The organism is Labilibaculum euxinicum, assembly GCF_009795715.1.
GTDB classification, from domain to species: domain Bacteria; phylum Bacteroidota; class Bacteroidia; order Bacteroidales; family Marinifilaceae; genus Labilibaculum; species Labilibaculum euxinus.
This window is the reverse complement of the sequence record NZ_WTCR01000004.1, coordinates 292991-305942: the sequence shown is the minus strand read 5'-3', so window position 1 is coordinate 305942 and position 12952 is coordinate 292991. Positions and strand designations below refer to the sequence as shown.

The 12952-nt window shown below is 36.0% G+C and carries 13 protein-coding genes; 4 read left to right on the top strand and 9 right to left on the bottom strand.

Annotated elements, in window-relative coordinates:
- Nucleotides 1–11 precede the first annotated feature (11 nt).
- The 6 genes from GQR60_RS06820 to GQR60_RS06795 all read right to left on the bottom strand — a co-directional run bounded on the left by GQR60_RS06820 (nt 12) and on the right by GQR60_RS06795 (nt 5011).
- A complete protein-coding gene (locus tag GQR60_RS06820; protein ID WP_101310132.1) occupies nt 12–596 on the bottom strand; it encodes an RnfABCDGE type electron transport complex subunit E in 585 nt (194 codons plus the stop codon).
- Nucleotides 589–1209 (bottom strand): RnfABCDGE type electron transport complex subunit G, encoded by a 621-nt coding sequence (locus GQR60_RS06815; RefSeq protein WP_124992214.1) that lies wholly within the window; start codon nt 1207–1209, stop codon nt 589–591. Before GQR60_RS06815 ends, GQR60_RS06820 begins: the two co-directional genes overlap by 8 nt.
- Before the next feature lie 2 nt (nt 1210–1211).
- Nucleotides 1212–2207 carry an RnfABCDGE type electron transport complex subunit D gene (locus GQR60_RS06810; RefSeq protein WP_124992213.1) on the bottom strand — a complete coding sequence of 332 codons (996 nt, stop codon included), beginning with the start codon at nt 2205–2207 and terminating at the stop codon, nt 1212–1214.
- A 77-nt stretch (nt 2208–2284) separates the two neighbouring features.
- Entirely contained in the window at nt 2285–3613 is a 1329-nt protein-coding gene (rsxC, locus tag GQR60_RS06805; RefSeq protein ID WP_124992212.1) for an electron transport complex subunit RsxC, read from the bottom strand.
- A 15-nt stretch (nt 3614–3628) separates the two neighbouring features.
- Nucleotides 3629–4579, bottom strand: coding sequence for a Fe-S cluster domain-containing protein (locus tag GQR60_RS06800; protein ID WP_124992211.1), 951 nt, complete (start codon nt 4577–4579; stop codon nt 3629–3631).
- A gap of 3 nt (nt 4580–4582) precedes the next feature.
- Nucleotides 4583–5011 carry a SoxR reducing system RseC family protein gene (locus GQR60_RS06795; RefSeq protein WP_124992210.1) on the bottom strand — a complete coding sequence of 143 codons (429 nt, stop codon included), beginning with the start codon at nt 5009–5011 and terminating at the stop codon, nt 4583–4585.
- A 666-nt stretch (nt 5012–5677) separates the two neighbouring features.
- Between GQR60_RS06795 and GQR60_RS06790 the strand changes: the two genes are divergently transcribed.
- Nucleotides 5678–6103, top strand: a complete 426-nt coding sequence (locus GQR60_RS06790) for an HIT family protein (RefSeq protein ID WP_124992209.1) — start codon at nt 5678–5680, stop codon at nt 6101–6103.
- A gap of 142 nt (nt 6104–6245) precedes the next feature.
- On the opposite strand, the gene recG is transcribed toward GQR60_RS06790, so the two are convergent.
- Nucleotides 6246–8351: an ATP-dependent DNA helicase RecG gene (gene recG / locus GQR60_RS06785; protein WP_124992208.1), complete on the bottom strand. Its 2106-nt coding sequence runs from the start codon at nt 8349–8351 to the stop codon at nt 6246–6248.
- A 251-nt stretch (nt 8352–8602) separates the two neighbouring features.
- Here recG and GQR60_RS06780 point away from each other — a divergent pair, with 251 nt between their 5' ends.
- From GQR60_RS06780 to GQR60_RS06770, 3 genes are all read left to right on the top strand, one after another.
- Complete coding sequence (locus tag GQR60_RS06780) at nt 8603–9370, top strand: hypothetical protein (protein ID WP_124992207.1); 768 nt, start codon at nt 8603–8605, stop codon at nt 9368–9370.
- A gap of 95 nt (nt 9371–9465) precedes the next feature.
- Nucleotides 9466–10026 carry a cob(I)yrinic acid a,c-diamide adenosyltransferase gene (locus GQR60_RS06775; RefSeq protein WP_124992206.1) on the top strand — a complete coding sequence of 187 codons (561 nt, stop codon included), beginning with the start codon at nt 9466–9468 and terminating at the stop codon, nt 10024–10026.
- Between the two features lie 60 nt (nt 10027–10086).
- Nucleotides 10087–10308 carry a DUF2795 domain-containing protein gene (locus GQR60_RS06770; RefSeq protein ID WP_054714819.1) on the top strand — a complete coding sequence of 74 codons (222 nt, stop codon included), beginning with the start codon at nt 10087–10089 and terminating at the stop codon, nt 10306–10308.
- Between the two features lie 19 nt (nt 10309–10327).
- Here GQR60_RS06770 and GQR60_RS06765 read toward each other — a convergent pair whose 3' ends face one another.
- Nucleotides 10328–11908: an OstA-like protein gene (locus tag GQR60_RS06765; RefSeq protein WP_124992205.1), complete on the bottom strand. Its 1581-nt coding sequence runs from the start codon at nt 11906–11908 to the stop codon at nt 10328–10330.
- A 6-nt stretch (nt 11909–11914) separates the two neighbouring features.
- Nucleotides 11915–12880: an AAA family ATPase gene (locus GQR60_RS06760; protein WP_124992204.1), complete on the bottom strand. Its 966-nt coding sequence runs from the start codon at nt 12878–12880 to the stop codon at nt 11915–11917.
- Between the last annotated feature and the right edge of the window lie 72 nt (nt 12881–12952).

The following is a 12952-nucleotide window of genomic DNA, read 5'->3' as shown; positions in this document are numbered from 1 at the left end:
ATGATTTCTCTTTAGGCTTTTTTAATGCGGTTAATAATAGCAATAAGGTATCCTAATGCGATAAAAGCACCAGGAGCTAATACAAAAATCAGCATACCATAATTATCACTAAATATAGAAATACCAAAAACTTTTCCACTTCCCAATAGTTCACGAACAGATCCCAAAAGTGTTAAGGCCATTGAAAAGCCTAAGCCCATTCCTGCTCCGTCCAATATTGAAGGTAAAATTTTATTTTTGGAAGCAAATGCTTCTGCACGCCCTAATACAATACAGTTTACAACGATAAGAGGAATAAATACACCCAATTGTGCATGTAAGGCAGGAGTGTATGCCTCCATTAAAAAACTAATGATCGTAACAAAAGCTGCTATGATTACGATGAAGGAAGGTATTTTTACTTTTTCAGGAATCTGAGAACTCACCATTGAAATAACCATGTTTGACATGATTAAAACGAAAGATGTAGCCAGACCCATTCCCAGGCCATTAATTGCCGAGGAAGTAACACCCAGAGTAGGGCACATTCCAAGCAATAATACAAAAATGGGATTCTCTTTAATAAGTCCTTTGGTGAAATTTTGAATGTTACTCATTACTTATCTCCTCCTTATTATTGTTTTTTTTCATGTACTCGTCATAACCAGTTTTAATGGCATCCAGAAATGCTCTTGAACTAATAGTTGCTGCGGTAATTGCATCAATATCTCCACCATCTTTGCTTACCGTGAAATTTATAGAGCCAGGGTTTTTATTGATAACACTGGATTTTTCACGTGATGGTTCTGTTGGTTTAAACCAACTTACCATTTTTGTCCCTAAACCTGGTGTTTCCGTGTGTTCCAATACAGAATAATTGTGAATAGTTCCATCAGGTTCAAAACCAACCATAATCCAAACATTACCGCCAAATCCTTTAGTGGTTAGAGTTTTAACTGCCGTACCAACTAATATTCCATCTTTTTTAGCTGGATAAAATTCCAAAGTATCCTTTTCGTTCAATCCAACTTTGTACATCTCATCGCTGGGATTGTTATTAAATTCAGGAACAACTTCTTTAATGGCATTGAGTTTTTTTGCCAATTTTGCTTTAGCAATAGGTTCTTTGGTGATTTCGTATACCGCACCTAAAGCAGCAGAGGCTATAAGTGTTATTACAAACAACACCAAAACCATATTTGTAAATGTAGATTCTTTTTTCCCAGCCATGATTATTTCCTTTTTTCGCCGAAACGCTTTGGTTTAACATACACATTAATCAGTGGCACAAATGCATTCATAATAAGAATCGCAAAAGATACACCTTCCGGATAAGCTCCGAATACGCGAATTATAACAGTAAGTAAACCAATACCAATACCGTAAATAATCATTCCCTTATTCGACATGGGAGAGGTAACATAGTCGGTTGCCATAAAAATAGCACCAAGTAGTAATCCACCTGTTAAGATATGGAATAAAGGACCTGCATATGCTTCTGGATTAGACATGTGAAGAATACCTGAAAGAATGGCAACAGTTCCAAGTACAGCAACTGGAATATGCCAGGTAATGATCTTTTTAAATAACATGTAAGCCAAACCAAGAAGTAAAGCAATACCCGCTACTTCTCCCATAGATCCACCCGTATTACCCATAAGCAAATCCATATTGCCTGGTACATCATGCATTAACTGCGATAATGGCTCACCTTTCTTTAATCCTTCCTTGATAAGTGCTAAAGGAGTTGCTCCTGTTTGCGCATCAAAATAAGCAGTATCAAAACCTAAAGGTTTTGGCCAGCTGGTCATTTGTACTGGAAACGAGATTAAAAGAAATACACGACCAACTAAAGCCGGATTGAAAACATTGTTTCCTAATCCGCCAAAGGTCATTTTGCCAATACCAATTGCAACCAAGGCTCCAATCAGAATAATCCAGATTGGAAGGTTGGCAGGAAGGTTAAAGGCCAAAAGAATACCTGTAATTAATGCAGAACCATCAGTTATGGTAGGAACTTTTTTAAGAAGGTATTTCGAAATTAGAAATTCGAAAAGATAACAGGATGCTACGGCGGTTAGGGTTACGATGATTGCACCCATGCCAAAGTAAACGAATGAAAAAACAAGCGCCGGAAGCATCGCAAATACCACTCCATACATGTTCTTTTGTATGGAATCTCCACTATGAACGTGTGGAGATGGGGCGACTAGTACTTTGGTGTTCATATGTTAAATTTATTAATTAATTTACTGGTTTATTGAAATTTGAAGTACTTATAAGTTGTTGTGTACACTCTAAGTACTTACTTTCTAGATCTCATAATCTGACCAACTTTTCCTTTTCCCAATCGGATGTAATCCAATAAAGGACGGTTTGCCGGGCATGTAAAACTACAAGATCCACACTCAATACAATCCATAACGGCATCGTTTTCCAAACGGTCGTATTCTTTTTTATCAGCCAAAACCATTAATAGGAATGGTTCAAGTCCCATGGGGCAAACAGAAACACATTTACCGCAACGGATACAAGGTTTTGATTCTTTACGAACAGCTTCTTCGCGAGGCAACAGCAATAATCCAGAGCTGCCTTTGGTTAATGGAACATCAACAGTCGTTAAAGCTTTACCCATCATTGGGCCACCGCCTACAATCTTACCTGTATCTTCAGGTAAACCACCTGCGGCATCAATCAAATCTTTTACCGGAGTTCCAATTCTGAATTTCCAGTTCGAAGGATTTTTTAATGATTTACCTGTGATGGTTGCAACACGCTCGAAAAGAGGTTTGTTTTTCTGAACCGCCTCATAAACAGCAAGTGCAGTTCCAACATTTTGTACTACAGCGCCAACTTCAATAGGTAGTGCTCCCGACGGGATTTCACGTTTAATAGTTGCTGAAATTAATTGTTTTTCACCACCTTGAGGGTATTGAGTTTTCAGCGGGCAAATTTCAATTCCTTTATAGTTTCCTGCAAGCTTGGTTAAATGAGCTATAGCATCAGGTTTATTGTTTTCAATTCCAACAATGGCTCTGTCAACATCTAAAGCTTTCATTAAAATTTGAGTTCCAACCAATACTTCATCGCCTTTTTCGAGCATAACCCTGTGGTCAGAAGTCAGGTAAGGTTCACACTCCACAGCATTGATGATCAAAACTTCGGCAGTTTTTCCCGGAGGAACCGACAATTTCACATGAGCAGGAAAAGTTGCTCCACCCAAACCAACAATTCCGGCTTCGGCTATCTTTTTTATAATTTCTTCTTTGCCTGCGCTGATTTCTTTTACCAAATCTTCGCTTCGATCAATTGTTTCCATCCATTCGTCACCATCAACTTTAATGATAATAGATGTTTTACGGAAACCACTTGCATCCATAATATCATCCACTTTAAAAACGGTTCCTGAAACCGAAGAGTGAATGTTTGCGGATACAAATCCTGATGATTTCGCAATCAATTGTCCAACTTTAACTTCGTCGTTTTTTTTAACGACCGGAGTAGCAGGAGCGCCAATATGTTGAGAAATTGGAATACTTACTGTTTCGGGTATTGGCAATACCTGGATTGCGCTGCTTGCCGATAATTTGTTTTCGGCAGGATGAATACCTCCTAATGAGAATGTTTTTAACACTGATGATCCTCCTATTTATTTGTTCTCAGTTGTGTCGTCATTTGCTTTTGGCTCTATCTTTGGAGCCTCTTCCGCTTTCACCTCAGCTTTCGGTGCCGCAACAGGTTTTACGCTTGCTGTAGTAGGTTTTTCGGCTGGTTTTTCTTTTCGAGGCGGAAAATTCAATTCGTGAATTGCATTCGTAGGGCAAACAATTACACACTTTCTGCAAAGTTTACATTTATTGTAATCGATGTATGCAAGGTTGTTTTCCAAAGTGATTGCATCGAAAGGACACTCCTTAACACATTTACCACAACCAATACAGGCAACGTCACATGCTTTTTTAGCAATTGCTCCTTTATCTTTATTTACACAAGACACAAAAACTCTTCGACTTTTTGGTCCTTTTTTACGAAGCTCGATAATATTGTTAGGACAAGCTTTTACGCAGGCACCACAAGAAACACATTTGTCTTCAATAATTACAGGAAGGCCGGTTTCCTTGTCCATATACATTGCATCAAAATTACATGCATCAACACACTCGCCTAATCCTAAGCAACCAAACTGACAGCCGGTTTCACCGCTGTAGAGTGAGGCTGCAATTGTACAAGATGGTGCGCCATCGTACTGATTGGTTTTAGGTCGGTTTTCGCAGGTTCCGTTGCATCGGACCACAGCTACGGTTGGTTCGGCAGCTTTAACTTCGTGTCCAAGAATGGCACCTACGTGCGACATTACAGGAGCTCCACCCACAGGGCAAAGAAAGTTGTCGATGTTGTCGGCCTTCACCAATGCTTCGGCAAAACCTCTACATCCGGGATAACCACAACCACCACAATTTGCGGCTGGTAATGCTTCTTCTACCTCGTCGATGCGAGGATCTTCATACACTTTGAATTTTTGCGCTACAAAAAACAGTATAATTGCTGCCGTTACTCCAATAGCACACAAAGCCAGAATAGTGATAACTATAATGCTCATAGTTTAAATGTTTACGATTTTCTCGATTGTAAATGAAAAAGTTTTCTTAAAATGACCTTTATAAAAGGACAGCACTATATAATAGGGAAGTAATATGGCTAATGCCGAAATCCCGCTTATTAATTCATTATTAGTAATTGCTGTGGCAATGATTAGTGTAAGTATTACCAATACAAACGGCAACACGTAGGCAAGGAACATTGCCAACCATCCTAAAGATTCCCGATAGCTTAGGATAACCTTTTCTCCAACTTTAAATTTGTTACTGTAATCAATAACATCAATTGATTTGTCTTTCATGTCAGACATGGTACAAGCACTTTTTGCATGACAACCTGCACAAGCAGAAATATTAACAATGCCCACCGTAATCTTACCATCCTCTATTTCAAGGATAGTCCCTTCGTGATCAATTTTTTTGTGATCCTGCATGTACTTTTCCCTATTAATTGTTGTTTCTAAGTGAAAACTCCTGCGAAAGCAAATGAGTTTTATTCATGTAACATTCATCTAGTCAATTTGGTAGTGAATGGGTGCTGTTTAACACAACGCAACAAAAATAACACTTTCGGTTACATTCGATTCTGGCAAAAGTCAATTTATAGTGTGTTTAAATAGAGGCAGTTCCTTGCTTTTGTAAAGTAGAGATTACAATTTTTTTTGTATCTCTATTGAATACAGTTAGTTTGGGCTATTCCTGAAAAAAATCAGTAATTTAAGTCTGTTTTGCAATCGAGTTAATTTAGATTCATTATGAATAAAATAAGAATTGCAGGATTCTATTCAAAGAATTAATTGATGCTAATCTGACTAAATTTAAATTTATGCGGTAATTCTTTGATAGTATGTGTGATTAGTGTTTTTTTATAGTTTTCCTGTTAAATAAATTATTTTGTTAAAATTGTCTTATTTGTGATAATAAAATTGAGAATTTTAAAGAATGTTTTTTTTGTTATTTAAGAGCAATAATTAAAAAAAATTCCAAAACATTAGTACTTCAATCCAGTCAATCTTGTGTTTTTTATATATTTGTTGCCTTACAAGTAGCATAAATATCAAATACATAAAAACCAATTATTTGCATAAAATAAGTTTGTTATGTCTACTCCTGTTTCAGAATGTTTGTATTGCCAAGACAATGAATTGCTGCACAGTTTAATGATTAAGATTTGTGATTTGGAAGTATCGCAATTATTCTTGTTTAAAGAACAATCGTATTTGGGGCGCTGTAATGTTGGGTACAAGGATCATGGTATAGAATTTCATGAGTTGAGTGACAAACAGCGAAATGCATTTATGAACGATGTGGCTAAAGTTGCAAAGGCAATAGATACTGCGTTTCAACCTGCAAAAATTAATTATGGTGCTTATGCCGATACTTTATCGCATTTGCACATGCATATTGTTCCAAAACACAAAGATGGATATGGATTTGGTGGTGTTTTTGAGATGAATCCACAAAAAACAACTCTTTCCGAGGCGGAATATATTGAGTTAATAGAAAAAATTAAAATGGGATTGTAGTTTTAGATCGAAGATCATTTAATTTGAAATTAATCAACAACTAACTTGCATCAAGTAATGAAACATGCAATATTTTCACTATAAAAAACAGCGAAATTCCAAAAAGGGTTTCGCTGTTTTTATGTCTCGATGTATTTGTTTTTTAGCTGATTACACTCCAGTTTATTTTGGTTTTGCTCAATCGTTTAACCTGTTTTGCAAGAGTGAAATTTTCTTCTTTGTCCAGTAGGGGATCATTGTCCAGTATTTCCTGAACAACATCTCTTGCGTATTGAAGCAACTGTCCATCTTTACCAAGATTGGCAATTTTTAGGTTGTAAGAAATTCCGCTTTGCTGAGTTCCTTCAATATCTCCGGGACCACGAAGTTTTAAATCTACTTCGGCAATTTCAAAACCATCGTTGGTTCGAACCATTGTTTCAATTCGCTTTCGCGATTCGTTAGAGATTTTGTAGGAAGACATTAGTATGCAGTACGATTGTTCGGCTCCACGGCCAACCCGACCACGTAACTGATGAAGTTGGGACAAGCCAAACCGTTCTGTACTTTCAATTATCATTACTGATGCATTTGGAATGTTAACTCCAACTTCGATAACCGTTGTCGCTACCATTATTTGAGTTTCTCCTTTTGCAAACCGTTGCATTTCCGCTTCTTTTTCAGCTGGTTTCATTTTCCCATGAACCATACTTATTCCATATTTTTCGGGAGGGAAATATTGAGAAACACTTTCATATCCTTCTTCCAGATTTTTGAAATCCATTTTTTCAGATTCTTTAATCATTGGATAGACCAAATAAATTTGTCTTCCCAAATCAATCTGTTTTTTCATGAAATCGTAAACCTGTTTTCTTCTTTTCTCGAAGTAGTGAACTGTTTGTATTGGTTTTCTTCCCGGCGGTAACTCATCTATAACCGAAACTTCCAAATCACCATATAAAGTCATGGCAAGAGTTCTGGGAATAGGTGTAGCAGTCATCACTAAAATATGAGGGGGAATATTATTTTTTTTCCACAATCGGGCCCGTTGCGCAACACCAAACCGATGTTGTTCATCAATAATTACCAAGCCCAGATTATTGAATTGAACAATGTCTTCAAGAAGAGCGTGAGTGCCAATCAAAATTTGCAGCTCACCACTTAGTAATTGTTCATGAATAATTTTTCGGTCTTTCTGTTTTGTTGATCCGGTAAGCAAAGCCACTTTAATATTGAGCCCCTCGAGAAATTCAGTGATTGATTCCATGTGTTGTGTGGCTAAAATTTCCGTTGGAGCCATCAAACAAGACTGACAACCATTGTCAAGTCCCATTAGCATGCACATTAGTCCAACCATTGTTTTACCACTGCCTACATCCCCCTGCAAAAGACGGTTCATTTGTTTTCCCGAACCAACGTCTTTTCTAATTTCTTTGATTACTCTTTTTTGAGCATCCGTAAGTTCGAAAGGAAGATTATTTTGAAAGAATTGATTAAAGTTTTCCCCTATTTTAGTGAACTGATGACCACGATAAAGAACCCTGCGCTTCATCTTCATTTTAAGAATGTTTAGCTGAATGTAAAACAGTTCTTCAAATTTTAATCGGTAGGTGGCTTTTTTTAGTATTTCTGCATTACTTGGGAAATGAATCTGCGTAAGCGCTTCGTGAAGATTAATTAATCCTAATTTACTCGTCAAACTTGCCGGAAGCGTTTCCGGAATTTTCCCATTTAATGATTGTAAGGCATTTTCCTGAAGTTTGTGAATTGCTTTAGAGTTGATAAAACTGCTTTTCATCTTTTCGGTAGTTAGATAAAAAGCTTGAAGGGAGGCATTCAATTTCCCATTTTTGGCCTCACTCTCTTCCAATTCAGGATGAACTACATTTATTTTCCGGTTAAATTCGGAAGGCTTACCGAAAACGATATATTCGGTCTTGGGTTTAAGGTTTGCTTTAATGTATTTAATTCCCTTAAACCAAACCAATTCCATTACACCTTTTCCATCAGTAAAATATGCTACCAGTCTTTGTTGTCTTTTTTCTCCAATTACCTCAATACTGGTTATCTCACCTTTTACCTGTATGTATGGTAACTTAGAGTGAATTTCACTGATTTCGTAGAACTTAGTTCTGTCGATATATTTGTAGGGAAAATGATACAGTAAATCTTCGTAACTGTAAATTGATAATTCCTGATTAAGGATGGAAGCCCTTTTGGGGCCAACGCCTGCTAAAAATTTTATGTCGAGTCCAGCTAATTCTGACATTCTTACGGTTCTAATTCTATTTTATATGGAGGGATAAAATTTCACCCTTTTGTGAAAATGCTTTAAAAATCTAAAAGTACAAACAAAAGTAAATTGAAAAACTTTTATTTTAAAGAAATGATTGCTTAATCTTATGCCCTATTATCATTAATATTATCAGGATAATACCTGCGACAGGTGATATCTTGGCTTAAGAATTTGAAGAAATTCAAATTTACGATTAAATTCGCCAATTCTAGTTTATTGTAATTATGGGTCGAATCCGCTACAAATTAAAGAAACGTTTATATCGCTTAAAGGCCTTTCGCCGAAAAGGATTTGGGATTCATTCACCCTTTACTTTTCACCTGATTGTTAATGTAATTGAGGCAAAATTGTCTTACTATGCATTTGGTCAGTTATTTCCTTATCGGAAAATTATTGTGAATGCGTTAAAATCAAAATTGGAAGATGGTGAGATTAGTAAGGATTTGGCAAAGAAGTACAAAGAGGAAATTCAAATTATTAAATCCACAGAAGCATTGGATCGATTGCTGTTTCGTCTGATGAACTTTTGGCATGCTGAAAAATCAGCTTATTTTGGTGAAGGAATAGGATTTACTCTTGCTTATATGGCAAAGCTTGATTCCCGAAAAAGTGTTGCATGTCTGGATCGGGGAGGTGTTTTATCGGAATATTCGGATGATATTTTTCGGAACTATATGGGAATTCAGAATTATAAGAATTTTAACTATAATGAGATTTTGAAGCAAAATCCAAAATATGATTTTCTTGTTTTTTCTGAAAATACCAGAAAAGAAATTCTGTCTGATTTTATCCTGAATTGTGAATTGCTGCTCGCAGATAATTGCATGATTGTTATTCAAAATCCACATAAAAACGATACGATTAGCCTCTTTTGGAAACAGATGAAGAAATTGGAGAGAATTTCCGTGAGTCTGGATTTATTTCATTTGGGAATTCTTATTTCGAAAGACGGAATGCAAAAACAAGATTATGTAAGAAAGTATAGGTTCTAGCTATTGCATAGATTCTATGAAATTTTATCTTTGTAGTAGCTCTGCTGAAGGGAATAAAAAGATCCCAAATGTTGGAGCTAATTAAAACACACACAATGACTAAATTTAAAGTATATACAAAAACAGGAGATTCCGGTACAACAGGTTTGATTGGAGGAACAAGAGTTCCGAAGCATCACTTGCGATTGGAAGCCTATGGTACCGTCGATGAATTAAACTCTTATATTGGGTTGATTCGATCGCATGATATTGAGTCTAAATCAAAAGAGATTTTATTAGAGATTCAAAATAAATTGTTTATGATTGGTTCAAGGTTGGCAACCGATGAAGAAAAATCTGATTTAAAGGAGAAGTTACCTATTGTGGAAGCAGACATTCTTTTATTGGAAAAAGAGATGGATCGGATGGATGAAGAGTTGGCTGAACTTAATAATTTTGTATTACCGGGAGGTAGTTTGGCCAACGGGTTTTGTCATGTTGCAAGAACGGTATGCCGAAGGGCAGAACGCCGGGCAAATCAACTATCAAATGATGTAGATATAAATCCACTATTGTTGAAGTATTTAAATCGTCTTTCGGACTATTTATTCGTGCTTTCGCGTAAGGTTTTACATGATGCTGGAGCTGATGAAATTAAATGGAAGCCTGACTTGTAAATTCAAAAAAAAAAATTATATTCGCAGAATAATAAAAGAACCTAATAAAATATTAAATATATGTACTGGACACTTGAATTAGCCACTAAATTAGAAGATGCGCCTTGGCCTGCTTCCAAAGATGAATTAATTGATTATGCGATCCGTTCCGGAGCGCCATTGGAAGTGATTGAAAACTTGCAGGAAATTGAGGAAGAAGGTGAAATTTTCGAAAGTATTGAAGATATTTGGCCTGATTATCCAAGCAAAGGAGATTTTTTATTCAACGAAGATGAATATTAAGATATAAAAAAAGGGACTTTTATAAAGTCCCTTTTTTTATTGGTTTTTTTACGGATGAATTTAATTCTCGAATTGGCGTATACTCTTTCCAGATAAATATGTCTTCCTTTGATTTTGGTTGGTATTCTTCGAGCCATTGAAAGTCTTTAAGAAATTTCATTTCCTTTTCTACTTCGAAGAGAGGATACATATTGCCGTCAGGTTTTTTAAGAAAGATAATTTTATCAATTTTATTGTTTTCGATAAGAATACTGATATTGCTGCTCTTGGCAATATTCATTCCCATAATTATCTCCTTGTCAACAGGATAATATAAAGTTTCCCCATTTCCTTTAATGTCAAGTTTGTAAAGTTTGTTGTCTTTAACATGCCCGAGCATATTTCTACCTTTTATCTGATTGAAAAAAGTGGTGTCTTCTTTCGCCGTTAAAAAGGAAGATCCTCTAAAATGCAGATAACGAATTGCTTCATTTTGGGTTTCAATGCCAATTGTATCAGCTACCATTTGGTTTTGTTGTGCCCAAAGAACGGGATCATTGAATAATCTGATGGTCGAATCCTGCATGGTATAAACCAACGAATCGCAGATTCCCTGCAAATCTGTACGGTAAAATTTCACATGATGAAAAGCCTTAATCCGTTCAAATTTGGCACTGTCTTTTTCAATTTTCAGACTGTCTGAATGAAGAAACAGTGAATCACGGTCAGTAATTTGAATAAAGACTGCAGAATCGGTCATAAGAGCCTCCTCTGTATTCTTGAACGTTTCAAGATAATTGCCCATCAATATTAAATTATTCACCGTGTCCCGCAACTCAACATTTTTAAAGATCCGGGCAAGTTCGTTGTTTCGATCCAAATAAATACTGTCACCTTTAATTTGATATGATTTACTGTCGAGAGTTGTGTTTTTAAAGAACTGAGAGATATTTGATTCTGTATTGTACCAACCATCTTCCGAATATAAGGTTTCTTTTTCTCCAACAATTTTAGTTGGTCCTAAAATAAAAGCAACCTTGCTAACTGTATTGTATTTTAAAGTATCTGAATACAGCGTGTAATCACTAGTTACAGCTTTAACACTATCCTTAAAAAACAGCAGTTCTTGTTTTGTATAATACCTTCCAATATCACTGGTAAGAGTATTTTCTGCGTCAACAATTTTGCCGCCGTTAAAATAGTATCCTACGCTTTCGTTCATGTCAAAATCAAGAAATTGTGTAGTAACGGTAACCGATTTGTTTTTTAGTTTCACGTTATCTCTCATTTCAGCAAATTTTGTGTTGCCATAATATTTTAGGTAGTCTCCGTAAATATGAACGGTGTCGGCATTAATAATATGAACATTACCAAAAGCCTCTAAAGTGTTTAGCTTTTCGAATTGATAAGCACTGTCACAATACATCTTTATATCGCCATGTGTAATAAAAACATTGCCTAAAAATTTATTGAGTAGAGGATCTGAGTTTCTCACAAACTGTACCTCGTCTGAGTTTTTGATCAGTACTTTCGATTTCTTTTGAGCAGAAGACGAAAGATTTGTCAGACAGATAATGCCTGTAAGTAATATAAATATGTATTGATTAGCTTTGCTAAGCATTCTTTTTTACTTTAATAGTTCTTGTATGATGTTTTCAATACTGATTCCTTCAGCCTCAGCTTTGTAATTCTTCATGATTCTATGCCGAAGAATTGATACTGCAACCTCTTTCACGTCTTCAATATCCGGTGAATATTTCCCAGACAGCAAAGCGTTGGTTTTTGCGCCGACCACTAGATATTGTGATGCTCTAGGTCCTGCTCCCCAGTTAATATATTCTTTAGCCATTCTGTGAGAATGCTCTGTATTTGGTCTTGTTTTAGCGGCTAAATTAACAGCATATTCCAATACATTTCTGTTAATCGGGACTTTCTGAATTAATTTTTGATAATGTAGTATCTGATCTGCCGACATTATTTTATCAAGAGCAATTTCTTTGCCGGAAGTTGTGTTCTCAACAATTGCCAATTCGTCTTCAATTTTTGGATAGTCCAGATAAATGCTAAACATGAATCGATCCAACTGTGCTTCAGGAAGAGGATAGGTTCCTTCCTGTTCTATTGGATTCTGCGTAGCGAGAACAAAAAATGGTTTTTTAATTGGGTAAGTTTTACCGTTTACAGTAACCATTTGTTCCTGCATTGCTTCTAAAAGTGCCGACTGAGTCTTAGGAGGAGTCCGGTTTATTTCATCAGCAAGAAGAATGTTTGCAAACAATGGGCCTTGAATAAAGTTAAATTTTCTTTCATTGTTCAATATTTCAGTTCCAATGATATCCGAAGGCATTAAGTCAGGAGTAAACTGAATTCGCTGGTATTTTAAATCAAGAACCTGAGCTATTGTATTTACCAGAAGTGTTTTAGCTAAGCCGGGAACACCAACAAGTAAGCAGTGCCCATTGCTGAAAATGGAGATTAATACTTTTTTGATAATATCATCCTGTCCATATATTTTTTTCCTGATTTCAGCAGTTAATTTTTGGTAATCTGCTTGCAGGGCATTTGCAGCTTCAACTTCAGTTTTAAAATTCATAGGATTCCTTCTTGATTATTGCCGTTAATAAATCAGACACAGCTTAGGCTGTGTCTGAGAATTGTATCGGTA